Origin of the sequence: Cytobacillus gottheilii (assembly GCF_001636345.1) — a bacterium.
GTDB classification, from domain to species: Bacteria; Bacillota; Bacilli; order Bacillales; family Cytobacillaceae; genus Cytobacillus; species Cytobacillus gottheilii.
In genome coordinates, this window is the sequence record NZ_KV440945.1 from 1718415 (window position 1) to 1743235 (window position 24821).

At 38.3% G+C, this 24821-nt stretch carries 27 protein-coding genes; 21 read left to right on the forward strand and 6 right to left on the reverse strand.

What is annotated here, in order from left to right; all coding sequences use genetic code 11:
* The first annotated feature begins 58 nt into the window (after positions 1-58).
* The 5 genes from A6754_RS08245 (at position 59) to phoU (ending at position 4539) form a co-directional block, all read left to right on the forward strand.
* Complete coding sequence (locus tag A6754_RS08245) at positions 59-1075, forward strand: PstS family phosphate ABC transporter substrate-binding protein (protein ID WP_066443605.1); 1017 nt, start codon at positions 59-61, stop codon at positions 1073-1075.
* Between the two features lie 159 nt (positions 1076-1234).
* Positions 1235-2140: a phosphate ABC transporter permease subunit PstC gene (gene pstC / locus A6754_RS08250; RefSeq protein WP_066451503.1), complete on the forward strand. Its 906-nt coding sequence runs from the start codon at positions 1235-1237 to the stop codon at positions 2138-2140.
* Between the two features lies 1 nt (position 2141).
* A complete protein-coding gene (gene pstA / locus A6754_RS08255) occupies positions 2142-3026 on the forward strand; it encodes a phosphate ABC transporter permease PstA (RefSeq protein ID WP_066443607.1) in 885 nt (294 codons plus the stop codon).
* Between the two features lie 19 nt (positions 3027-3045).
* The gene (gene pstB / locus A6754_RS08260) at positions 3046-3867 is read left to right on the forward strand and encodes a phosphate ABC transporter ATP-binding protein PstB (RefSeq protein WP_066443609.1); all 822 of its coding nucleotides are present in this window, start codon (positions 3046-3048) and stop codon (positions 3865-3867) included.
* 12 nt (positions 3868-3879) lie between these two features.
* Positions 3880-4539 carry a phosphate signaling complex protein PhoU gene (gene phoU / locus A6754_RS08265; RefSeq protein WP_066443611.1) on the forward strand — a complete coding sequence of 220 codons (660 nt, stop codon included), beginning with the start codon at positions 3880-3882 and terminating at the stop codon, positions 4537-4539.
* 26 nt (positions 4540-4565) lie between these two features.
* Here the strand turns inward: phoU and A6754_RS08270 are convergent, their stop codons facing one another.
* Positions 4566-5072, reverse strand: a complete 507-nt coding sequence (locus A6754_RS08270; protein WP_066443614.1) for an endolytic transglycosylase MltG — start codon at positions 5070-5072, stop codon at positions 4566-4568.
* Complete coding sequence (locus A6754_RS08275) at positions 5065-5466, reverse strand: hypothetical protein (protein WP_066443616.1); 402 nt, start codon at positions 5464-5466, stop codon at positions 5065-5067. The genes A6754_RS08270 and A6754_RS08275 overlap by 8 nt, the downstream gene beginning before the upstream one ends.
* Positions 5467-5808: 342 nt before the next feature.
* On the opposite strand from A6754_RS08275, the gene A6754_RS08280 reads away from it, so the two are divergent.
* The 7 genes from A6754_RS08280 (at position 5809) to A6754_RS08310 (ending at position 11997) form a co-directional block, all read left to right on the forward strand.
* Positions 5809-6441 carry a DUF4912 domain-containing protein gene (locus A6754_RS08280; RefSeq protein WP_066443618.1) on the forward strand — a complete coding sequence of 211 codons (633 nt, stop codon included), beginning with the start codon at positions 5809-5811 and terminating at the stop codon, positions 6439-6441.
* 3 nt (positions 6442-6444) lie between these two features.
* Complete coding sequence (locus A6754_RS23170) at positions 6445-8703, forward strand: glycosyltransferase (protein WP_156495733.1); 2259 nt, start codon at positions 6445-6447, stop codon at positions 8701-8703.
* Between the two features lie 19 nt (positions 8704-8722).
* Positions 8723-9355: a hypothetical protein gene (locus tag A6754_RS08290; protein WP_066443620.1), complete on the forward strand. Its 633-nt coding sequence runs from the start codon at positions 8723-8725 to the stop codon at positions 9353-9355.
* Positions 9356-9411: 56 nt separating this feature from the next.
* Complete coding sequence (gene rpmG / locus A6754_RS08295; protein WP_066443624.1) at positions 9412-9561, forward strand: 50S ribosomal protein L33; 150 nt, start codon at positions 9412-9414, stop codon at positions 9559-9561.
* 82 nt (positions 9562-9643) lie between these two features.
* The gene (locus tag A6754_RS08300) at positions 9644-10216 is read left to right on the forward strand and encodes a 5-formyltetrahydrofolate cyclo-ligase (RefSeq protein ID WP_082851815.1); all 573 of its coding nucleotides are present in this window, start codon (positions 9644-9646) and stop codon (positions 10214-10216) included.
* A complete protein-coding gene (locus A6754_RS08305; RefSeq protein ID WP_066443629.1) occupies positions 10209-11000 on the forward strand; it encodes a DUF92 domain-containing protein in 792 nt (263 codons plus the stop codon). Before A6754_RS08300 ends, A6754_RS08305 begins: the two co-directional genes overlap by 8 nt.
* Before the next feature lie 43 nt (positions 11001-11043).
* The gene (locus A6754_RS08310; protein ID WP_066443634.1) at positions 11044-11997 is read left to right on the forward strand and encodes an L-lactate dehydrogenase; all 954 of its coding nucleotides are present in this window, start codon (positions 11044-11046) and stop codon (positions 11995-11997) included.
* A gap of 56 nt (positions 11998-12053) precedes the next feature.
* Here the strand turns inward: A6754_RS08310 and yqgO are convergent, their stop codons facing one another.
* Positions 12054-12230 (reverse strand): protein YqgO, encoded by a 177-nt coding sequence (gene yqgO, locus A6754_RS22935; RefSeq protein WP_180320201.1) that lies wholly within the window; start codon positions 12228-12230, stop codon positions 12054-12056.
* Positions 12231-12530: 300 nt separating this feature from the next.
* Between yqgO and A6754_RS08315 the strand changes: the two genes are divergently transcribed.
* The 8 genes from A6754_RS08315 (at position 12531) to A6754_RS08350 (ending at position 22290) form a co-directional block, all read left to right on the forward strand.
* Complete coding sequence (locus tag A6754_RS08315) at positions 12531-14072, forward strand: rhomboid family intramembrane serine protease (protein WP_066443636.1); 1542 nt, start codon at positions 12531-12533, stop codon at positions 14070-14072.
* Between the two features lie 97 nt (positions 14073-14169).
* Entirely contained in the window at positions 14170-15660 is a 1491-nt protein-coding gene (locus tag A6754_RS08320) for a spore germination protein (RefSeq protein ID WP_371806974.1), read from the forward strand.
* Between the two features lie 288 nt (positions 15661-15948).
* Entirely contained in the window at positions 15949-16161 is a 213-nt protein-coding gene (locus A6754_RS08325; protein WP_066443644.1) for a YqgQ family protein, read from the forward strand.
* Positions 16162-16165: 4 nt separating this feature from the next.
* On the forward strand, positions 16166-17131 hold the full coding sequence (locus tag A6754_RS08330; protein ID WP_066443647.1) for an ROK family glucokinase: 966 nt from the start codon (positions 16166-16168) through the stop codon (positions 17129-17131).
* Positions 17132-17399: 268 nt separating this feature from the next.
* Positions 17400-19256 (forward strand): LTA synthase family protein, encoded by a 1857-nt coding sequence (locus A6754_RS08335; protein ID WP_180320202.1) that lies wholly within the window; start codon positions 17400-17402, stop codon positions 19254-19256.
* A 122-nt stretch (positions 19257-19378) separates the two neighbouring features.
* Positions 19379-20566, forward strand: a complete 1188-nt coding sequence (locus A6754_RS08340) for a M14 family metallopeptidase (protein ID WP_066443650.1) — start codon at positions 19379-19381, stop codon at positions 20564-20566.
* A gap of 231 nt (positions 20567-20797) precedes the next feature.
* Positions 20798-21958 carry a YqgU-like beta propeller domain-containing protein gene (locus A6754_RS08345; RefSeq protein WP_082851647.1) on the forward strand — a complete coding sequence of 387 codons (1161 nt, stop codon included), beginning with the start codon at positions 20798-20800 and terminating at the stop codon, positions 21956-21958.
* A gap of 17 nt (positions 21959-21975) precedes the next feature.
* The gene (locus tag A6754_RS08350) at positions 21976-22290 is read left to right on the forward strand and encodes an MTH1187 family thiamine-binding protein (protein WP_066443655.1); all 315 of its coding nucleotides are present in this window, start codon (positions 21976-21978) and stop codon (positions 22288-22290) included.
* Between the two features lie 46 nt (positions 22291-22336).
* On the opposite strand, the gene A6754_RS08355 is transcribed toward A6754_RS08350, so the two are convergent.
* Positions 22337-22510 (reverse strand): DUF2759 domain-containing protein, encoded by a 174-nt coding sequence (locus A6754_RS08355; protein WP_066443657.1) that lies wholly within the window; start codon positions 22508-22510, stop codon positions 22337-22339.
* 416 nt (positions 22511-22926) lie between these two features.
* Between A6754_RS08355 and A6754_RS08360 the strand changes: the two genes are divergently transcribed.
* Positions 22927-23562: an MBL fold metallo-hydrolase gene (locus A6754_RS08360; protein ID WP_066443660.1), complete on the forward strand. Its 636-nt coding sequence runs from the start codon at positions 22927-22929 to the stop codon at positions 23560-23562.
* Between the two features lie 164 nt (positions 23563-23726).
* Here the strand turns inward: A6754_RS08360 and A6754_RS08365 are convergent, their stop codons facing one another.
* Both A6754_RS08365 and A6754_RS08370 read right to left on the reverse strand, forming a co-directional pair.
* Entirely contained in the window at positions 23727-23972 is a 246-nt protein-coding gene (locus tag A6754_RS08365) for a DUF2626 domain-containing protein (RefSeq protein ID WP_066443663.1), read from the reverse strand.
* Between the two features lie 82 nt (positions 23973-24054).
* Positions 24055-24756 carry a helix-turn-helix transcriptional regulator gene (locus A6754_RS08370; RefSeq protein ID WP_066443665.1) on the reverse strand — a complete coding sequence of 234 codons (702 nt, stop codon included), beginning with the start codon at positions 24754-24756 and terminating at the stop codon, positions 24055-24057.
* Between the last annotated feature and the right edge of the window lie 65 nt (positions 24757-24821).

The window sequence follows — 24821 nt, forward strand, 5'->3', positions numbered from 1 at the left end:
CCTTTATTCTATTACTTGTAGGACAAAACATTGATAACTCTTAGGGGGAATTAAGAAGATGAAAAGCTTGAAGAAACTTAGCATGTTACTATTGCTTGCAGCTGTAATGACAATCATTGCTGCTTGCGGTGGCGGAGACACAGAAGAACCTGCCGAAGATAATGCAGGCGGAACAGATGGCAATACTGAAGATCCAGCTCCTGCTGACGAAGAAACTGCACTAGAAGGAAGCGTAGTAATCGACGGTTCTGGTACTGTTTATCCATTCATGGCTAAAATGGCTGAAAACTATATGACTAACGAAGAAGAAAATGTTTCTGTTGAAGTTAGCCGTGCAGGTACATCTGCTGGTTTTGAAAAATTCTTAATTGAAGACGGAACTGATTTCAATGATGCTTCTCGTCCAATCAAAGACGAAGAAATTGCAAAAGCAGGAGAAGTTGGCTTTGAACCTTTAGAGTTAAAAGTTGCTTTAGATGGCTTAACAGTTGTTATCAACAAAGAAAATGACTGGGCTACTGAACTTACTGAGCAACAAGTTAAAGATATTTTCCTTGCAAGCTCTGGCGTGAAAAACTGGTCTGACGTTGATCCATCTTTCCCAGATGAGCCAATCGTTACAATGGGACCTAACGAAAACCATGGTACTTATGAGTTCTTCTTTGATGAAATTCTTGAAGGTCAAGATTTAGTAGAAGGTGTTAACCTTCAGCAAGATTACTCTACTCTAGTTGATCTAGTTTCAAAAGATAAAAACGCTATCGCATTCTTTGGTTATGGTTACTATGAAAGCAACACTGATAAGTTAACTGCTGTATCTGTTGATTTCGGTAATGGCGCGGTTGCTCCAAGCTTAGAGACAATTGGTGAAAGCGAAGAGTTTGATTACTCTCCATTTACTCGCCCGGTATTCACTTACCTTAACCCAGAAATGGCAAAAGAAAAAGCACAAGTTCTTGACTTTGCAATCTACGCTATGGAAAATGCTGCAACTGTAGCATCTGAAACTGGTTTTGCTCCAATTCCAGAAGAAGAGATCCAAGCTAACATTGAAGCTTTAGAAGGTTTACAATAATAAACATCTATTAAACAAAGGTGATAGGAAGATGGGGGCTCTTAAGTCTCATCTTCCTATCTGTTTGATTAAGTATGAAATACCAAATTGGATGAATGGTTTTGGTGAAGGGGGTTTCACAACTTGAATAACAAGTTAGAAAAAAATGCAGTACGTGAAATGGTTGCGAAGAATAAGCAATCACGTTCCGTTTCTGCTATTTTTGAAAAAATAATGCCTAAAGTGTTATTAGTTATCGCTATAATTTCAATCTTAACAACGATAGGGATTGTATTTACATTATTAAGCGAAACAATTGAATTCTTTAAAATTATACCTTTTTTTGAGTTTTTCACTGGCACTGTCTTAAAGCCATTGGGAGATAATGCGGAATTCGGGGTACTCCCATTGCTAACCGGTACAATTATTTCTTCTACAATAGCCATGTTTGTGGCTATTCCAATCGGTTTAATGACAGCTATTTACTTAAGCGAATACGCTTCTGAAAGAGTTAGAAGAGCATTGAAACCAATACTTGAGATTCTTGCAGGTATTCCAACGATTGTTTATGGTTTTTTTGCTTTTACATTTGTCACTCCTCTATTGAGAGCAATCATTCCTTCTTTAGAGCCCACGAATATCCTCAGTCCGGGGATCGTGATGGGAATTATGATTATTCCAATGGTGGCATCTTTATCAGAAGATGCAATGAGTTCAGTGCCATATTCTATGCGAGAAGGTGCCCTTGCACTTGGGGCAACAAAGTTAGAAGTTACATGGAGAGTAATTGTTCCAGCAGCAATGTCTGGAATTATCGCTTCTTTTGTATTGGGGATTTCAAGAGCGATTGGTGAAACAATGATCGTTACAATCGCCAGCGGAAGTAATAAGAATTTCACCTTTGACGTTACACAGTCCATGCAAACGATGACAGCTTATATAGTTGAAGTTACTGGCGGGGATGCTCCTGCTGGCTCTACCCTTTATTACAGTTTATATGCTGTTGCTATGACATTGTTCGTCTTCACGTTAATCATGAACTTAATTGCACAGTATATTTCTCGTAGATTTAGGGAGGAATATTAATATGAAACATATTGATACAAAACTAGTTGAAAAGAAAATGGGATCTAGATTAACAACAAATACAGTTGCAAAAAATGTTTTCTTAGCTGCAACGCTATTCGGTCTATTGGTATTAGTGATCCTGATTTATCGGGTGGTTGCTGACAGTATTGGCTGGATTGATTTTGAATTCTTAACAAACAAGCTGTCAACTGATCCAGAAAAAGCTGGAATCATGGGTGCAATATCTGGTACATTATGGTTAATGGTTGTAGTTGCACCTGTTACGATGATCCTAGGTGTTGGAACAGCAATTTATCTTGAGGAATATGCGAAAAAGGGCCGTTTGCAAGCCTTTATTCAAACGAATATTTCCAATCTTGCTGGTGTTCCTTCCATTGTATTTGGAATTTTAGGTTTAACTGTTTTTGCCCGTGCTCTTGGATTAGGTAATATAGTATTAGCAGGTGGGCTTACAATGAGTTTACTTGTTTTACCAGTTGTGGTTGTTGCAAGTCAGGAAGCCATTCGTGCTGTGCCGCAATTTTTAAGGGAAGCATCCTATGGTATGGGAGCAACTAAATGGCAAACCATAAAAAATGTGGTTCTGCCAGCTGCGCTACCGGGTATATTAACTGGAGTCATCTTAGCACTTTCTCGTGCTATCGGTGAGACAGCGCCTTTAGTAGTTCTTGGTATTCCTGCATTGCTGATTCCGCTGCCAGACGGTATTTTTGACAAGTTCACTGTAATGCCAATGCAAATATATTACTGGACATTAGATTCTGCCCTTGTTGCAGAGTATGCTAATCTTGCTGCTGGAACAATCGTTATTCTATTACTTGTGTTATTCATAATGAACTCGATAGCAGTTTTGATCAGAAATAAATTCCAGAGAAGATTCTAACGACGGGAGAGATTCAAACATGACAGTTTCAACTTTTACAGCTAATAGTGCTGCTAATACAGTGAAAGATAAAACAGAAAGTAAAAAGGGTATGGTATATAATACAAAGGATTTGAACCTTTGGTACGGAGAAACACATGCTCTTAAAAATATTAATCTTGAGATTCAGGAAAATGATGTTACAGCGATTATCGGTCCATCCGGATGCGGAAAATCTACTTATATTAAAACATTAAATCGCATGGTTGAATTGACTCCAATTGTGAAGATTTCGGGTGATATTCAATATCGTGAAAAAAGTATTTTTGATAAAAACTTTAAAGTAGAAGATTTGCGTACACATGTAGGAATGGTATTCCAAAAGCCAAATCCATTCCCAAAGTCAATTTATGAAAATGTTGTGTATGGTCCAAAAATCCATGGCATTCGCGACAAGAAAGTCTTGGATCAGATTGTGGAGAAAAGTTTGCGTGGCGCAGCGATTTGGGATGAAGTTAAGGATCGCCTCCATGAAAATGCATATGGCTTATCTGGCGGTCAGCAGCAGCGTCTGTGTATTGCACGCTGTCTAGCAATTGAACCTGATGTTATTCTAATGGATGAACCAACATCCGCACTTGACCCAATCTCAACATTAAAAGTTGAAGAGCTTGTACAAGAGCTTAAGAAGGATTTTAGTATTATTATCGTTACACATAATATGCAGCAGGCAGCAAGGATTTCAGATAAAACGGCTTTCTTCTTAAATGGTGAAGTAATTGAATATGCAGATACCGATGTGATCTTTTCGAATCCGACTGATAAGAGAACAGAAGACTATATTACTGGTAGATTTGGTTAATAGGAGGCCGCTATGTCTGTACGTGAAAAATTTGATGATGAATTAATCCGTCTTCAACAAAAATTAATTGAGCTTGGCGAATTTGCTGAGTCTGCTTTATCAAAATCAATTCTGGCCCTAGAAACAAAAAATATCGAACTAGCGATTGAAATTATGGAAGATGATATTAAAGCAGATGTGCTTTATGAAGAAATTAATGACTTTGCCATTCTTTTAATTGCGAAACAGCAGCCTGTGGCTATTGATTTACGTCGTATTATCGTGGCTATTAAGATTGCAACAGATATTGAAAGAATCGCAGATTTTGCTGTAAATATCGCCAAATCAACGATTCGTATCGGTTCTGAGGAGCATGTTAAGCCAATTGTTCACATCAAAGAGATGTATTCAATTATGATCAAGATGCTCAAGCTATCTTTAGAAGCTTTTAATGAAGAAGATATTGTAAAGGCGAAAAAAGTGGCAGATATGGATGATAAGGTAGATGATCTTTATGGTGAAACCATCTTGGATCTGATGAAAATAAGCGTTAGCATGCCAGATCGTCTTCCGCAAATCACTCAGCTTTCTTTTACTTCTCGTTATTTAGAAAGAGCAGCTGACCATGTAACAAATATTGCAGAACATGTTTTCTACCTTGTTAAAGGACGTCAATATGATTTAAATTCGTAAGTAAAAAAGCTAAAGGTCACTGACCTTTAGCTTTTTGTTATGGTTTTAGCAATCTCTTCAATACTCATGCCTTGTTTAATTTCAAATGTGCCAAGCTGGATCTTTGTGCTATAGCCATTTTCCTCCATATATTGTGTGAACGCACTCGCATCCTCTACTAAACCAACTTGAACTAATAATGATGCGATTTGCCCAACATTCATCCCTTGGCTTATCTCCAGTTCAAAGGAAACAGGGGGTTCCTCAGGAGCTGTGTCTTCTCCTTGTGGCTGATCAGGATTACTGCCGGCCTCGTCGCCGTCGTTGCTATCTGTGTCTGGCTGCTCTGTCTGTTTTTCAGAGGAGTCAATCGCATTATTCAATTCTTCCTCAGTCAAAACAGTGTAACCCGCCTCTTCTAAGTATGCTTTGGCTCCGTTGTCTGTATAGGCAGTTTCTTTACGTTCTGGATCGGCTATAAACGTGTAAATAGCAATAACCAGAACAGAGAAGAAGATGCCAAATGAAAAGGAACGTACATTTCTTTTATGCATAAAAATCACCTTTTAGCTTCATTGTCCGTAAGATGTTTTCAACTTCTTCTTCCGTCAATGAAGATTGCCTTGCAATTTGGTCGATGCTTAAGCCTTGTTTACTAAGAACAAGAACTTGATTTTTAATAATATCATGGATTTCTTTCTTTTCTGGTTTCGGGGCAGGTGACTGAGCTTTAACTGTGTTCAGTATTTGTGGCATGACTTGTTCATCCAATAAAAGCTCTTCTTCTAGTACCTTTAGCTTCTTTTTAACCACATACATATCCTGGACCTGCTGCATGGTGAGCTGATCAATATCTTCTCTTAAGGTTTTATAGGGATCTTTTAAGAAAATTGACACTACGAATAGCAATAAAGAAAAAACTAGTAAGGCAATTAAGACATATATCAATGTTTTTCAACTCACTCTCTGTTTTATAGACAAAAACATTCTATCATATGAAGACGACAATTTTCGAATGAAGTTAGAAAAAAGGGTGAATCTGTCGTTTTGAATAGCTGATCTAGTCGAAAGAACTTCTTTTTCCAGCCTAATAGATTTTTGTTAAAAATATTTTTGCATATATAGTATGCCTCGAGTGCCTATCATACAATTCCCGACAAATTCCGTTCATTGCTGGTGTGCTTGTTCGATGATAACATTAACTTACAAAATAAAATTAATAGAAATCAAAATAAATTCAGCTTTTCATATAGTAAACATGCTAAGTGAGAATGAGAGTGAGGTGCAAAAATGATTGAAGACATTATTGCGTTAAAACGAAGCGGATTATCCTTCCGTAAAATTGCAAAAGAACTTAATACAACGGTTGGTAAGGTACAATATCAGTGGGTAAAGCTAATCAATCATAAAAAAGGCGAAAAGGACATAAAGATTGCAGATGATCAGCAGACTTTTGAAAGTATAGATAATAACTATTTATCCATGTCTTTGATTTCACCTCAGCAAGTGTTTTTGCATTGGAATGTGTGTGACAACACGAGAGACCTTGTAAAGCAGTATTTTCATCTAAACGACTTAAACCTTGTTATTAGGTTAAACGACGTCACCTGCATCATTTATGATGGTTCTAATGCCCATTCAACTACTGATATTGGAATCTCGGAGAAGGATTCCCATTGGATCATCTCTGAATTGGAGGCTAATCACTGTTATGTTGCTGAGATTGGCATAATGTTTTCAGATACATATTTCTTTCCTATTGTAAGGTCCAATTCTATTCATGCCCCAAGAAACAGTATGGAGCAGACTGGACACCTAGGTCATGATGTTCAGCAATTTCTGCTTAACCGTAATGAAATGCCAAAATGGGTTGAGCATGTGAGCACATATAGCTATTACGAAAAGGAAACGAAGGTGAATTAAACAATGGACAAGCAGCCAATTACGATTATACTTCAGCCTGATGTGCATTATTATCCCAAGCAGGTGGAATACTGGCCGGACCTTTATCCCTTCGTTCATAAGCTTCTGCAGTTGTTTCATCATCTGGAGAATACTAGACACTATGTAAACATCCAAATCGCCTTATCGTCTTCATATTACCAGATCTTTGAAAGTCCTGAATTTCAAAAAGAAATGGACACCTACTTAAAACAAGATCAAGAGGTACTAGAGTATTGGCATGGTTTTAATAAAAATATTAATAAGCTCATATCAGCACTGCTGCAAAGAAAGAGCATACAAGTTTTAGCCACTTCAACTGGTATCCTTCCTTATGCAACAACCTCTGTTGGAACACAGCTGCAGATTAGAAATAGTTTAACTTGTTTGCAGAAGCACTTGCAGATTAAACCAGAAGGATTCTGGTTTCCTTACGGAATGTATGCACCTGGACTAGATTTATTTTTAATGGACCAGGCATTTTCTCATACTTTTATAAGCTCTGAAACCATAAAATTTGCTGATCCCCCACCTATCCATGAGGGAAGAAGCATTGTAAAGTCACCTCATGGTTTAACGATCCTTCCTATTCATACTGATTTCTCAGAGCAATTCAGCAATCAAAGAATAGAGATGAAAGATTGGTTAGCTCAAACTTCTGCTTCTTCTGAAGAAGTAGTGATCTATTCCGATATTTCTACTCTTCTGGCACGATTGGAAGAACTTGAAAAAATGGATCTTATATTACAAGGAAGTGAAAAGGGAAACCTTTCTCAAACTGAAGAGAATGTTCACTTGTGTCAATCGTTTCTGCCTGAAGTGACTCCGCATTCTCTATTTTCGAAAGATTTGGCCTATTCGTGGACATATGTTCACAAAATGGAGCAATTGGTTGGGAGAAACTCCACATATCATAAAGATGAATCAATGATGGATGAGCTTATTGATGAATGGCTTGATGCAACTGGAAGAATCTCAACAGGTCTCACTATAGATAAGTCCTCTTACAAAAGGTTTTATCCTTTAAAAGAAGTGCATTTGGAAAGAAAGGAACAAAAGAGAAAGGTTCTTCTGCTCTCTTGGGAATATCCACCTAACCTTGTTGGCGGTTTGGCAAGACATGTTGGTGCCCTGGCAGAAAGCCTTGTAAAAATAGGTTTTGAGGTTCATGTCCTTACAGCTAATACAGGAGAACTGCCTGAAACAGAGGCAGTAAACGGAGTCTTTATTCACCGTGTAGAGCCATTAAATAGCAGAGATCCTGATTTTTTAAGATGGATTGGCGGTTTAAATCTGGCAATGGAAAGAAAAGCAAGAGAGTTACGCTTCATACATTCTTTTTCATTAATACATGCGCATGATTGGCTGGTTGGAGCTTGTGCAATGAGTCTAAAAACGCTGCTTAATATTCCCCTCGTTACGACCATTCACGCAACGGAATCAGGCAGAAATGGCGGAATTTTTACGGAGATGCAAAGCTTTATACACAAAAAGGAAAAACAATTGATTGAACACTCAGAGCACATCATTGTCTGCAGTGTATATATGAAAAATGAAGTTATTGATCTGTTTCAGCATTCAGAAAACAAAATGACGATCATTCCAAACGGCGTAGAACATGTATCTCATCATCAGACTAAATGCTCTGCTATGGGAATGCCTTATGTGCAGGAAAACGGAAGACTTATCTTTTCCATTGGAAGAATGGTACAGGAAAAGGGATTTGAAACGATTATTGAGGCAGCGAATGAGCTTTGTGCAACGTTTAAGGATATTTATTTTGTTATTGCAGGCAGAGGTCCGCTATTAGAAGAATATCGCAGCAAAGTGAAAGAGTATAAACTGGAGAACCGCTTTTATTTTCCAGGCTTTATCAGTGATCAGCAGCGTGCAGAGCTTTTCTCAATGTGTGAAATGGCCGTATTTCCAAGTAACTATGAACCTTTTGGGATTGTGGCTCTTGAAGCGATGGCTGCAGGAAAGCCAGTCATTGCTTCAAATACAGGGGGATTAAAAGGGATCGTGCAGCATGGTTCTACTGGTTTATTGATGAACCCAGGTGATCCGGACAGCCTGATAGACCAAGCATCTTTCCTTCTGTCGAATAAAGAAGAAGCCATCACACTCGGAATAAATGGAAAGAGAGTAGCAGACAGCCTTTTCAGCTGGAATCGTACAGCTGAATTGACGAAGCGTGTATACGAAGAAATATTGATTGAAAGCAAAATGATTATACAAAAATAAATAAAAAAGGTGTCCTAAAATGAATACAAATTCTCTTAGAATAACTGATCATGATCCTCTATATGAAAGTGTTAATAGAAAGCTGAGAATGTTTCCTGGCATTAGGGTCGATGGAGTCACCTATTGGCTAAACGGAGGGCTTCAGCAGACACTCCATGAGATCGGCTTATCGATTCATGTGAAAGAATTGCACATTCATTCAAAGGTCCGCTATTACAAAGTGTATGTCACAAACCATTACCCATTTTCACGAAAAGTGAATGTATTGCTTCAATACAAACACGAAACTCATTCTAGAGAACATGTTTCTTTTGTTTCTCCTGTTGATAACCTTGTATACCATTTGGCTGATCAAACTGTTTACTTAGTTAACGGGTATCTGGAAAATGAAAAAATGAGCGAATGTACAATCCAGCCTTATTGGAATATTCATACCGATAATATATGGGCGGAATCAGCTAGCGGAAGATTAAAATATCTTCCGATGGTAAAGGGAAATGCTGTCAGTCTGTATACAAAAGAAATTGAATTTGACGGAAGGCAAACATGTGAAGGCGAGTCTTGGATTATTAGCGGCAGCAGCAAAACGGAATTACAAAACTTAAATTCTGTTCTTTTAAAAAACACACTAGCATTTCAAACTAAAAAGTGATATTATAGAAAAGTCGTATGAACGAACTAGTCATCTATAGTTTGGAGGGAAATTACATGCGTGTGAATATTACGTTAGCTTGCACAGAATGTGGAGATCGTAACTATATTTCTAAAAAAAATAAACGAAACAATCCAGATCGTCTTGAGCTTAAGAAATATTGCCCAAGAGATAAGCGTTCTGTTACACATCGTGAGACAAAATAAGCAGCGGGGTCATTCCTGCTGCTTTTTTTGTATGTAAAAAAACAAATGAAATAGCAGATAAAAGGAGGACTGGAGGATGGAACTGGACCAGCAAAAAAAAGATTTACGCAAGTATATAAAAAATACTCTTGCCCAGTTAACAGAAGCTCAATATATGCAGCGTTCTGAAATCATTGCTCATAAACTCTTTCAGCAGCCGGCATGGGAGAAAGCATCAAGTATAGGCATTACAATTTCTCTTCAGCCTGAAGTCGATACATATGCAATCATCAAAAAAGCATGGGAGGAAGGAAAAACGGTCTCTGTTCCAAAATGTGAACCAAAAGAGCGAAAATTGATTTTTCGTACCATTACAGATTTTAAACAGCTAGAGCGGGTTTACTTTCAATTGTTAGAGCCAATTGAAGAGCAGACAAAGGCAAAAAAAGCGGAAGAGATTGATTTATTAATTGTGCCTGGTCTTGCCTTTACTTCAAGCGGAGAGCGCCTAGGTGTTGGGGGCGGATACTATGACCGTTTTCTTCCCTTTTATGAAGGTAAAACCATTGCGCTTGCATTTGATGAACAAATCGTGAAAACTTTGCCAGTCGATGTGTACGATCAGTCTGTTATGCAAATAATAACGGATGCGAAGGTTTACAATCCACATGTCTAATGATCTTATTCTCATCTTCATCATTCTCGCCGCATCAATCGGCGGGTATAAGTTAAAGGTTCTTTCCTTTTCAGGTAGCATATGTGCTGTTGTCGTAGGGATTAGTATTGGCTATAGCTTTGGTTATGAAGGTTTGCTGATCCTTGGTCTGTTCTTTCTTTCATCTAGCATATTGTCTCTTTATAAGAAGCAAAAAAAAGCTGCTATAGAGGAAATTGTACAAAAAGGCTCCAATCGGGATTGGCAGCAGGTTGCTGCCAATGGCGGTGCTGCTGCAGCGGCCAGTCTGCTTTATTTTCAGACTGCTGATGAAGCATGGCTGCTTGCATTCCTTATTTGCATAGCGAGTGCCAATTCGGATACATGGTCATCAGAGATCGGTTCCCTCAGTAAGCAAGCGCCCATATCAATTAGAACATTCAAACAGGCACAAGCAGGTACTTCTGGAGCAGTGAGTGTTATGGGTACACTTGCGGGGATTGCAGGATCTTTTGTCATTGGGTTTGCTGGTTTACATTTATTTGATCTGGAGTTAGCTGCCTTCTGGCTTGTCTTTTTATTTGGCTTTATAGGCAACTTACTCGATACTGTAATGGGAGCCTATTTCCAAGCTGTTTATGTTTGTACTATTTGTGGAAAACAAATGGAAAAGACTGTGCATTGTCAGACAAAAACAAGTCTGCAAAAAGGGTCTGCTTTTCTTAACAATGATTCAGTAAACTTTCTATCAGGATTTATTGCTGCTCTTCTAGGTTTTATATATTTTCAATTTACAATTAGTTAATAATAATCTGATACAATGATTGAAATATAAAGGAGGAGATATCGTGTCAAAAAGAGTGAATCGGGTAGCTTTAATTGGAACTGGATTTGTCGGATCCAGCTATGCTTTTGCGATGCTGAATCAAGGAGTTACAGAGGAATTAGTGCTCATTGATCTGAATAAGGAGAAGTCAGAGGGAGATGCGATGGATTTAAATCACGGCCTGCCTTTTGCTCCTTCTCCCACAAGCATTTGGTATGGAGATTATTCTGATTGCCGTGACGCAGATATTGTTGTGATTTGTGCTGGGGCCAATCAAAAGCCTGGCGAAACCCGTTTGGATTTAGTAGAGAAAAATACAAAAATTTTTAAAAGCATTGTCGATCAAGTGATGAACAATGGCTTCGACGGTATTTTTCTTGTTGCGACAAATCCTGTCGATATTCTCACTTATGCGGTTTGGAAGTATTCCGGATTGCCAAAGGAAAGAGTCATTGGCTCTGGCACGATTCTGGACACAGCACGGTTCCGCTACTTGCTTGGAGACTATTTTCAAGTGGACTCCCGAAATGTTCATGGCTATATTATAGGAGAACACGGGGATACAGAGCTTCCGGTATGGAGCCATGCAGATATTGCCGGTAAAACGATCGCTGATTGGGTGAAAAAGAAAGAGCAATATAAGCAAGAGGATCTGGATCAGTTATTTTTAAATGTAAGGGATGCCGCCTATCATATCATAGAACGTAAAGGGGCAACCTACTATGGCATTGCGATGGGACTGGTTAGGCTAACAAAGGCCATTCTGCAAAATGAAAATTCGGTCTTGACCGTTTCTGCGTACTTGGACGGCAAATACGGACAAAGTGATGTGTACATTGGGGTTCCTGCTATTGTGAACAGAAAGGGAATACGCGATGTAATTGAGCTTCACTTAAATCAAGATGAACAAGAGAAGTTTACACACTCAGCTGAAGTGCTTAAGAAAACGATGAAACCATTTTTCTCAAACAATTAATAATGATAGAAAAAGAAAAAGGCCGCTCTGGCCTTTTTCTTTTAGGAGATTACATTCTAACGGAAGACCGAATTCATCATGCGATCGCGCATTCCAGGCATATTTAGAAAAGAGCCAACAACAAATCTGCGCAGCCATACATTGCTTAAGACAAAGTTTAATAATCGATAGCGATTTTGAAAAAATAAATAGCCGCTAAGACCAATAACAAAGATCGAAACAAATTTTCCCATGATCCAACCTCCTGTTTTTTTATTAGTTTGAATGAAAGACAGCATTTTTATCCAAATTTCTTCCTGAATTTATAAAAAGACATATAAGGATGATATTGCTTTACAATACAAAGTGTTTTTTTCTATAGTTAAAGGATAAGTTAGCCGTATAGATACAAGATTAAAATGGTTTAAACGCACACGAAGGCAGCATGCAGCCTGTTCTTTTAGAAGCTGTATCGAAAAGCAGGATCAAAGCCTGCTTTCAAGATTTGTCTAATGTGTTTTTCCGAAAAGTTAACATAGAGTGGTGGAGATCTTATGCAAGAAGAGTATATGTTTTGGAGATTAGCATGGTATTTTATTTCAGATCATGATTTTCGCATTGTTCAGTTAGGGGAAGGCGATAAAGAATTGTGGCTTGAAAAAATGGAAAATAAACAGCTGCAGGTGATTCGATTGCTGCGGTATGATCTTGACTGGAGCAGCTGGATGGAAAGGGATATTGAACATACAGCTGCAAACGGTGAAAGAATTAGAAAGCAGCTGGCGAAAAAGCAATTAGGCATTTTAAATATTTATATTTCTCCATACCCTCCTGTTGATGATTATGAATATCGGTTGGAGGCACCTTTTCAACTCCAGGAAGGCAGTAAAACAGAAGTTACAACAATGATTATGGCTCCAGTTCTTTATGAAAAAGAAACAGCAAAGCTTAATAGCTTATTCTCTTCTCGATTTGACATTCCTGCAGAGTTACATACCGATCCTGAAGAAATAGAGAACCTTAAGCAAAAAACGTTAGCAGGAGCAGTTAAAAAGGAAAAGGAAGAACAGGCAGTTTTTCGGGCTGGGAAACCTCTGTTTACCTATGCTTTTATCGCCATTCAAGTTCTTATGTTTCTTTTACTCGAATGGAAAGGAGGCAGTACAAACACTTCCACTCTAATTCAATATGGTGCTAAGTTTAACCCGCTCATTCTTGAAGGGGAATGGTGGAGATTTTTCACTCCGATTGTTCTTCATATTGGCTTGGTGCATTTATTGATGAATACACTTGCATTATTTTATTTAGGTGCTGCTGTAGAGAGGATTTTTGGCAGCATCCGCTTTTTTCTAATTTATTTGATAGCTGGTTTTTCCGGTACGCTTGCCAGCTTTATTTTTAGCGACGGTCTGTCTGCAGGAGCGAGCGGAGCCATTTTTGGCTGCTTTGGTGCATTGATTTATTTTGGCTTTATGTATAAAGAATTATTTTTTAGAACCATTGGGATGAATATCATTGTTGTATTGGGAATTAACCTTGTACTGGGATTTGTGATACCAGGAATTGATAACGCAGGCCATATCGGCGGTATGATTGGAGGCTTCCTCGCCGCAGCGATTGTCCATCTGCCTAAAAAGAAAAATATGCGTTTGCAAGTGCCAGCATTGCTTTTAACAGCGCTGATCTTTGGTGCACTTTTATGGTACGGATTTAGCGATCATTCCAAAGTGGTCGATGAACAATCTTTAATGATTGCCGCAAGTGAATACATTGATGCGGGAGAACACGAAAAGGTCATAGAACTGTTAGAAGAGCCTGCACAGTCTGAAGACGCATCAGCTAATGTGTTGTTCCAGCTGGCCTATGCGGAGATTCATACTGGAAAAATGACAGAAGCAAAAGAGCATCTTCAGGGTGTTATAGAGAAAAATGATCAATTTCATGAAGCATATTATAACTTGGCTCTGATTTATTTAAATGAAAATAATGTGGCAGAAGCAAAGGAGCTTGTGACACGGGCGATTGAATTGGAAAATGGTGAAGAGTTATATACAAATCTCTTAGAGCAAATCAATCAATATGAATCCGGAAACTGATACATTGCTAAAAATAATCCTCATTTTATCGAATCATACCAGTAGATGGTATGATTTTTTTTCTGTATGTCAATGCTGATGAATATATGCATTGAAAATGCTGGAAAATCATATTGAGGTGGAGAATTTGGAAGAAACAAAGAAAAAACAAGTTTCTGCTAATCTTAAAGAGAACATCGCATATTTAAAAGAAGCTTTAGGTGTAGAGAAGAGCTTTGATATTATTCAGCTCGATGTGGAATATGCGGAAAGGGAAATGGCGCTTTATTTAGTGGATGGATTTGTGAAAGATGATATTCTCCATTATTTAATGAAAATGCTCTCTGGCCTTGATCCAAAACAGCTGGAAGGCGATACATTATCTAAATTAGTTAAAACGTATATCCCATATGTAGAGGTTGAGACAACAACAGATCTTGATGCAGCTATAAGTGCTGTACTGGCTGGGCCAACCGCACTCGTTGTCGATGGAGTTCCCGAAATCATTTTAATCGATGCTCGTACATATCCTGTCAGAGGGCCGCAGGAACCTGATACAGAACGAGTGGTCCGGGGATCAAGAGATGGATTTGTTGAAACACTTGTATTTAACACAGCCTTAACAAGAAGAAGGATTCGAGACAAAACCTTGCGGATGGAATATATGCAGGTAGGCAGACGATCAAAAACCGATATCGTAGTTAGTTATATTGAGGATATAGCAGATCCAGCGATTGTAAAAGAAGTAAAGGATGCTATAGCCAAAATCGATACAGATGGACTGCCGATGGCTGAAAAAACAATCGAGGAGTTTATATCGGGAAGGCATTGGAATCCCTATCCGCTCGTGCGTTATACGGAAAGACCTGATACAGCAGCCACCCATTTATACGAGGGACATGTCTGTATTATTGTCGATGGTTCACCGAGTGTCATCATTACACCGACAACGTATTGGCATCATCTACAGCATGCTGAAGAATACCGCAATAAGCCATTGGTAGGTGCCTATTTGCGAGCTGTACGATTCTTAGCTGTATTTGCGTCCCTTTTTTTACTGCCATTATGGTACTTACTTGCTGTAAAACCGGAGTTAATGCCAGCTGGACTTCTATTTTTGGTGCCAGAGGATACAGGACATCTGCCATTGCTGCTGCAATTTCTGCTGATTGAAACAGGCCTTGATATGCTGAGGATGGCCGCAATCCATACCCCTTCCTCACTAGCAACTGCGCTAGGTTTAGTTGCAGCATTAATGATTGGTTCCGTTGCAGTTGATGTGGGTCTCCTAATTAATGAAGTGGTATTGTACTTAGCAATCGCAGCAATAGGAACATTTGCAACACCAAGCTATGAGATGAGTCTTGCAAACCGGCTTATTAGAATTGGGCTCTTGCTCATGACAAGCTTATTCCATGAATATGGATTCATGATCGCGGTCGTCCTGCTGATCATTATGCTTTCAAGAATGCAGTCATTTGGCGTTCCATATTTTTGGCCGTTTATACCTTTCAACCTGCGAGCCTTCCGGGATGTCCTAATTCGCTCTCCTATTCCTTTAAAAAATAGAAGACCGAGGGTTATCCATCCCAAAGATCCTGACAGATAAATAAAATGCTAATTAAAAACTTCTCTTTTATATAAGGGAAGTTTTTTCATTTGTAAAAATCAAGAGGAATCTACTACTTTGGAAAAAAGTATTTAGCAGCTGATTCTAACCCTTGAGAGGACAGGAGCTTTCGATTATACTTTAAGGTAAGCAGTAAACGTGACAATGGGCGTGTTTTAAGGGTTTTTTTGGCACGAAATAACGTTAATTTTATATTTTTATTCAGATGAAGTTCTTTCAATTATGCAAATGTTTAAAGCGCTTCACTTTTCCAGTAAAGGAGCAACTATGAATAGTATTTATGATGTTCAGCAGCTGCTGAAGAAATTTGGCATCTTTGTTTATATAGGAGATCGTGTCGCTGATTTGGAGTTAATGGAAGCAGAGATACAAGATTTATATGACTCCTTGCTAATAGAACCGCAGCAATACCAAAGTGCGATTTTGCTGTTAAGGCATGAAGCACAGCTATTAAAAGAGAAACAGCAGAAGGGTGAGTAGGGTTATGGATAGATGGTTGATTGGCGTAGATTTAGGAGGCACTTCTACCAAACTGGCACTGTTAAATACATACGGAGAAATTCAGCATAAGTGGGAAATTCCGACTGATAATAGTGAAGAAGGAAGAAACATTACCGTAAATATAGCTAAAAGTATTGATGAGAAGCTTGAAGAATGGAGTATTGAAAAAAGCCAGGTCCAAGGGATTGGGATGGGGGCACCAGGACCAGTTGATCTTGATGCAGGAATTGTATACCATTCTGTAAACTTAGGGTGGCGGGATAACTATCCGGTAAAAGACTTGCTTGAAGTTGAAACAGGCCTTTCTGTTGTGGTAGATAATGATGCAAACTGTGCAGCTCTAGGAGAGATGTGGAAGGGTGCAGGCAATGGAGGGAAGGATCTTGTTTGTGTTACGCTTGGCACCGGTGTTGGCGGCGGAGTTATTGCCAACGGGGATATTGTACAAGGTGTAGCAGGTTCTGGGGGCGAAATTGGCCATATAACGGTGATCCCAGAAGGCGGTGCCCCGTGTAACTGCGGCAAAACCGGCTGCCTTGAAACGATTGCATCTGCCACAGGAATTGTTCGGCAGGCGACCGAAAAAATCAAAATCAATGAAAATATGGAAAGCGAGCTGCTCTCGATTTATCAGACAGCTGGAGCTATTACAGCAAAAGATGTATTTGATACAGCACGAAGCGGAGATAAGCTTTCATCGGAAGTGTTAAAGGAAACAGCCTTTCACCTTGGCTTTGTTCTCGCAAATATTGCGAATACCTTAAATCCTGAAAAGATTGTATTAGGAGGGGGAGTTTCAAAAGCAGGAGATATTTTATTAAAACCTGTAATTGAACATTTTCAAAAATACGCTTTTCCAGGGGTCAGAAATACAACAACAATTGATTTAGCCATTCTGGGAAATGACGCAGGCGTCATTGGTGCAGCTTGGCTGGCAAAAAATAAATAATCTATAAGAGACAAGCGCCTTTTGATCAAGGTGCTTTTTTTCATTTTCTTTTATTTCATACTGAAAAAGGAAAGTATAAAGGCCAGAAGGTTCCTATTTATTTTTATTAATGATGTAATATTCGAAACTTTTTAAGGTCTCAAACGTCTATTAATTAAGCCATTTTTTAAAAAGTATTTATTTTGGAAAAAACCGCACAGTATCGAAATAAGTTAAATAAGAAAACGTTTTTAAGAGATCATTTCTTATGCAAGGAGGTTTGCATGATATGAGCAAAAAAACAATGCCTGCAATGTCAATTATCTCAATTGCAGTAGTTTTGCTTTGGCTCAAAACATATATCGTTTATAAAACCAGTTTTGATATACAGATTGATAACTGGAAACAGGAGTTAATTCTTTTTATAAATCCATTGAGCTTTCTGTTAATTGTTTTAGGTATTGGCTTGTTTTTTAAAGAGAGGACGAGAAATATTTATGTTTTGACATCAAGCTTCCTGATCTCGGCTGTTCTTTTTGCAAACGTTGTCTTTTACCGATTTTATAATGATTATATAACACTTCCCGTATTGTTTCAGACAAGCAATATGAGTGACCTCGGCAGCAGTGTGAATGAACTGCTTCGTTTTAGTGATCTTCTTTATTTTACTGATGTTGTCCTAATAGCCCTTATCATTCTTTTAAAACCAAAATTTGCATTATATAAAAAGTATTCGAAGATCAAAAGGGCTGCTTTTTTTATTGCAGCAGCAGCACTTGCTTTCTTTAATATTGGCTTGGCGGAATCACAATGGTCAGATCTTCTGACCCGCACCTTTGATCGGGAGGTGCTTGTGAAAAATATTGGAACGTATAATTATCATGTATATGACTTGTTTCTGCAGTCAAAGTCTTCTGCACAGCGTGCAATGGCTGATGGAAGCGAACTTGCTGATATCGATAATTATATTCATGCTGGCTATGATCTCCCAAATGATCATTTATTTGGAGCAGCTAAAAATAAGAATGTTTATCTGATTGCGATGGAATCTGTCCAAAGCTTTGTGGTTGACCAAGAAGTTAAAGGACAGGAAATTACACCATTTTTAAATGATTTTATAAAAGAAAGTTACTATTTTGATCAATTTTATCACCAGACCGCACAAGGCAAATCGTCTGACTCTGAATTTTTAATTGATACATCATTGTACCCGCTGGACCGGGGTGCCGTCTTTTTTACACATTCGGGTAATCAATATGAAGCAATGCCTGAGATACTGAGAGATCATGGATATACAACAGCCGCTTTTCATGCCAATAATAAAAGCTTTTGGAACCGCGATATTATGTATAGCACTTTAGGATATGACCGATTTTATTCATTGCCATCTTATGAGGTGAATCAAGATAACTCTGTAGGCTGGGGGTTAAAAGATATTGAATTTTTTGAGCAATCTATTGAGCATATAAAAGAAATTCCCTCACCATTTTTGGCTAAGTTTATTACTCTTACAAATCATTTTCCCTTTGAATTAAAAGAAAGCGATCAGCTGATTGAATCCTATGGATCAGGGGATAGTATTGTAGATAATTACTTTCAAACTGTCCGTTATACAGATGAAGCGGTTAAGACTTTTGTTCAAAAGCTGAAGGATGAAGGATTATATGAAGATTCGATCATTGTACTTTATGGTGATCATTACGGATTATCAGAGCACCATAATGGCACATTGAGTGGATTTTTAGGTAAAGAAGTTACTCCACTCGTGAATATGGAGCTGCAGCGGGTTCCGCTAGTTATTCATATTCCTGGGCAAAAGGGAGAAACCATTTCAAAGGTTTCTGGCCAAATTGATGTAAAGCCAACACTGCTGCATTTACTTGGTATTGATACGAAGAATGGCTTCAATTTTGGCTCAGATCTTTTTTCAGAAAACCGTTCTCAGTTTACGGTGCTAAGGGATGGCAGCTTTATATCCGAAAAGTATGTCTATACCCGGAATACTTGTTATGATCAAACCACAGGAGAACAGGTTGGAGAAAGAGAGTGCGCACCATTTATTGAAGAGGCCAAACGTGAGCTTGAATATTCAGATTCCATTATAAATGGTGATTTGCTTCGATTTTATCCAAACAATAATAAATAGCAATTGAAATCTATCGGCTCTAAGCACTTGTCCTCATAAGCAGTGCCCGCACCAATGGTTGATCATAGTCATTTTTCTTCTCTTTCTTTCATACAGTATGAATGATGGAAAGGGGGAGTAGAATGAAGATCATTGTTCGTTCAGGTGACTCATTATGGTACTATAGCCAACTGTTTATGGTTCCGTTAAATTTAATTATTGATTCTAATCCGAATATAAATCCATCTGCTCTGCAAATAGGGCAGGAAGTACAAATCCCTGGCTTTTCGATAGAACGTTATACAGTCAAAAGAGGGGATACATTTTGGAAATTAAGTGCAGGACGGCATCTTTCTGCAGATGCATTATTATTGCTGAATCAAAATATCAATCCAAATCAGCTCGTTATTGGATCAGTAATTAATTTGCCTAAAAGAATGATCGCTCCGTCGCTCAATCGGCGCATGAATTATACATTTGAATCCCTGCAGACGGATTTGACTTCCCTAAAAGGAGTTTTTCCTTTTATACAAATAAACACAATCGGAAATAGTGTTCTTGGGAAACCTATACAAGAAATAAAAATAGGAACTGGTCCTAAGAAAGTGCAAATCAATGCATCCTTCCATGCAAATGAATGGATTACAACGCCCATTTTAATGGCTTTAGTTAACAATTATTTGCTTGCACTCACTAATATGCGCCCGATCAGAGGATTAGATGTGCTGCCATATTATCAGAATGTCAGCTTATCCATTGTACCGATGGTTAATCCAGATGGTGTTAACCTAGTGTTGAAAGGACCTCCTGCCCAGATGAGAGATCAGGTTCTGCAGATTAACAATGGCAGTACAGATTTCTCAGGCTGGAAAGCGAATATCCGTGGGGTAGACTTAAATAATCAATATCCAGCTAAATGGGAAGTAGAGAAGGAACGCAAAGAGGAAAAAGCACCAGCTCCAAGAGACTTTCCGGGAACTGCACCATTAACAGAGCCTGAGGCTGTAGCGATGGCAGAGTTTGCCCGTGAAAATCAATTTGACAGAATGCTTGCTTTTCATACACAAGGAGAAGAGTTTTATTGGGGATATGAAGGGCTTGAACCTCCAGAATCTCAAGTCATTGCAGATGAATTTGAACGAGTCAGCGGATATACATCCGTACAGTATATTGACAGCTTTGCAGGGTATAAAGATTGGTTTGTTCAAGAGTTTCGCAAGCCAGGATTTACAATTGAGTTAGGAAAAGGCATTAATCCGCTGCCATTGTCCCAGTTTGATGAAATATATGAAGAAGTGCTGGGAATCTTTCTAGCTTCATTATATATGTAATTAACGCTTGTATTTTAGGGAGGAAGAAAAGTATAATAGCTTGAAGTCCTTATTACTCTAGTCCAGTTAAGCAAATAAACAAGGGTACACGGACACAAAAAACTATAATCGCTGTTAGTACAAAAAGCCGATTTCGGCTTTTTGTTGTTTTTTTAAAATATTTTTGAAATAATTGAAACATTTTTAACATATTTACGTACAAATAAATAGCGGATTAAAGGGGGAAAGAAGATGAGCGGTAATCAGAGGCAAAAGGCGAGAGGTTTTTTAACATCTACATATCTGTGTAAGGGCCTTTTACTGATTCTTGCTTTTTCTCTTCTTCTTTTGGCAGGCTGTCAAAAAGGCGATGACGGCGAACTTGAAAAAGATGGCGATGCAGCGCCGGAAAATTTAGTAGAGTCTAAGAAAGAATTGGTTCCTATAGAGGTGAACGACGGACAATTTTCAGGAATTAGCGGTTGGCTATCAAATGAAAAAGTTGTTTATACCGTATCAAAAGGCAACACCTCTGATATCTATGAATATAACCTCTATTCAGGTGAGAAATCATTATTGTACACATCAGAACTGCCCATTGTAGATGTTTTAATCAGTCCGGATGAAAAGAACCTTTTTATACACACATCCGTTTCTACGTATGAAGGACTGCTGACGGTTATTGATCTGCAAGGTAAGGTCCTGAATTCGCAATCTTTAACTGCTGCTGAGCTAACCTATACATGGAATCCTTATGATTCGAATCTGATTCTCATTTCGGCTTTTTCAGAGGATTGGACTTTCACTCCTTATTTAATGAATATCGAAGAAGAAAGCTTAAGTGAATTGACTTTAAATGAACCTTTTGTGCATTGGCTTAATAGCGAAGAGGTAGTATATCTTGACTGGAGTTCAGAAAACCCAGCTCTTTTTGCACCCTTAGTTAAGCATTCAATTTTTAATGATCAAAATGAAACGATTCTTGATCACATTTTTCAAGTAAAGGGATTTGATCAAGGAGTTATGACGATATCTGCTGAAAATGGTAAAATGGACGAAGCGGTCTATACGTTTATGACAGAACAATTTGAAGTATTATCCTCCTTTTCTGTCCCGCAATTAACGAACTATTCAGATTGGCTAATTCCATACTCTGACTTCATCGGGAATGAATCTTTCCTCTCTTTCCAGCCTTTACATAGCTCTGAGGCAGATTTATATCAGGACGGATTTCAGCTAATCAACACAAAATTGAGCAGCGGAGAAAAGGAAATCCTGCTCGAAAACGCAGAAAATGAGCCGCTCAGCTGTTCACCTGATGGCAAAGCTTGTTTGTATGGTTATTATTTTGAGAAGCTGATCCACCTGGAGAGCGGTGAGATTATCTCTTTAATGAAAGAGGAAATTTTATAAGAAGGGGACGTAATAAAATGGCAATAGTTGATGTAACAGTCATTCCAATTGGAACGAAAACACCAAGTGTAAGCAAGTATGTAGCAGAAATACAAAAAATCCTTGCTTCCTATCAGGAAGCCGGGAAAATTCATTTCCAGCTGACGCCGATGAATACCATTATTGAAGGGGAACTTCCAGTATTGTTTGAAGTCATTCAAAAAATCCATGAAGCTCCTTTTCAGCATAATATTGAACGGGTTGCTACTAATATTCGAATTGATGATCGCCGTGATATTCAAAGGAAGATGGAGGATAAGGTAAAGAGAGTTCAGTCTTTATTGGAAGAATAAAAAGAAGAGGGTTGCCACAAGTGGCAATCCTCTTCTTTTTAATGTCTTAGTGTACAGCAGGATACCCGCTATTGATTAAAGTCATAACCGCGAACCAGCCAAAAACAGCTAGTGTTCCTCCGCCAAAGACAATTCCAAGTAAATTTTTGTTTTTTAGTGCACTAATTGTTCCAAATAGTGCCAGCAGTGCTGTTAAAGCAAAAATAATTACAAGTCCCATTCAGTTAGCCTCCTTTATGTTTTTGCAGCAGGCGAAAGCCTTGTACAGTTTTACTATGTACTCTTTTTGTGCCATAGCTAAACGTTTATAATTCCTTCAATGTATTCCAGTGAAGAAAGCTTAAATTAAACGTTTACAAAACGGCAATGGATGACTGCATTTTTTAAGAAGTATTTACCTTACTATCATTTTGCATTCGTTATTATTTTATAAGTTTTTCGAGAATTTGTCGAGGTCTAAAAATGACACTTATTTGTCTTTAGGGCAATGCATTAAATCACTTTGAGAAGGATTTTAAAGTTTTAATGGCATATATGGCTAATGAGGAGCGCTTATATCTGCATGCTTCTCTTTAACATCTTGTATAATCTAGTGTAAAATGAAGGGAACAAACGGACTAGATGGAGGTTGAGAACATGAAATGGCATTGTATTCCTTTAGGTGCTTTACAGACAAATTGCTATGTTTTGGCTATAGACAATCAAAAATGTTTAATTGTAGATCCAGGCGGAGATGCTGAAAGGCTAATCAGCGCTGTAAATGAAAAAAAATATCAGCCACAGGCGATTTTACTGACACATGCCCATTTTGACCATATTGGTGCTCTAGATGAGGTGCGTGAATACTTTGATATTCCTGTCTATATACATGAACAAGAGGCAGGATGGCTCTTTGATCCATCTCTAAATGGCTCACAATTTTTTCAAATTGGCACATTGATACGAATGAAGCCAGCAGATCATATCCTTACAGAAGAAAAACATATGCAAATTGGTGACTTTAAGTTCCAGTTACTTGAGACACCTGGACATTCACCTGGCAGTGTGACTTTTTATTTTCCAGAATCATCAATTGCTGTTTCCGGGGATGCGCTTTTTCAAGGAAGTATTGGAAGAACAGATTTGCCGGGCGGCAACCATGCACAACTGATAAAAAGTATTCATGATAAGCTTTTGGGACTGCCGGAAGAAACAATCGTACTATCAGGACATGGACCTGCAACGACTATTGGACAAGAAATGGATTCTAATCCATTTTTAAACGGATTTTAATCGAGGTTAGCTTACTGCAAATAAAAAAACGATGAAATCATCATCGTTTTTTTATTTGTGCTTTTTGGATTAAAGAAGCTAGAACAAAAGCAATAACGCACGGTAACCATCGAAGCTATTAGTGCAGTTTGCCGGTTCCATTGCTGCGCACTAAGTCAATCTGATTAGTGGCCGCCTGAACCCGGGATCATCATAAATGTTGACCAGTACGTAAACCCAACGAAAAACACAGTTAAATAAGCTCCAAATACATAGATATACATACGTTCGGAAAGCTTTAAATAGCTTAGAAGCAGGAAAAATCCTGTTTGACCGAAAAAGATTAAGGACGTAGTATACATATCGCCTACATAGAACATTATCGCGAATATGCCAGTCCAGAATCCGAGTACTCTGTACATACGATCCATATGTATCCCTCCTTTAAAACGCATACAATTGCATACGATCTTATTATAAGGTAAATGTTAGATAAAAGTAAATAACATGTTATCAGTTTGTCAAGACCGTCTGGTAGGAGCAAAAATCACAGCCTTTAAGCATATTGGATTTTTCCATTAGCTCCACATCCGGAAAGACAGATGAAAACATTCCATTTAAGAATTCATAATGCATGTGACAGACGGACTCTGGATGTGCTGCAGCAATTTCCTTGAACGGACAATTGTAAATTTGAAAATAAACAGATGTTCCATCTTCATTGACTTCAAATTCAGGGTGAAAGCCAGATAGCGTTGCTGCGTTTTTAATCAAGTTCAGCTTTTGATCAAAACTGGAAATAGCCATATTACTGTGCGGACGCTGATTTTCCTGATCCATTAAGCGCTGGCCAAACTTTTTGCCTGTCGCATATAAGGCAGCTTTGCCTGCTTCTCCAAGTGACATGAGGGTTTCAAGTGCAATCTCTGAAAGGAGCTGGTAATCTCTGAAAGGAAACTGAAGCTGAATAACTTCATCAGAAAGGCGATATAGCCGGCTAGGGCGTCCGCCTTTTCCGGTTTTCTTTGTTTCAGAAATAATCATATTTACATCTTCGAGCTTTGATAAATGCAGTCTTGCAACGTTTGGATGAATGGAAAAATTGTCGGCAATCTCCTGCACCGTCACATCACGATGTTTTTCAGAGATATATTGGTATATATAATAGCGGGTTGGATCAGATAATACATTCGTGATCTTTAATGTTTGTTCCACTAGAATTCACCTCAGACTGAGTATTTATTCCATTATAATACAGCCATTTGAAGTAAACACTGTTT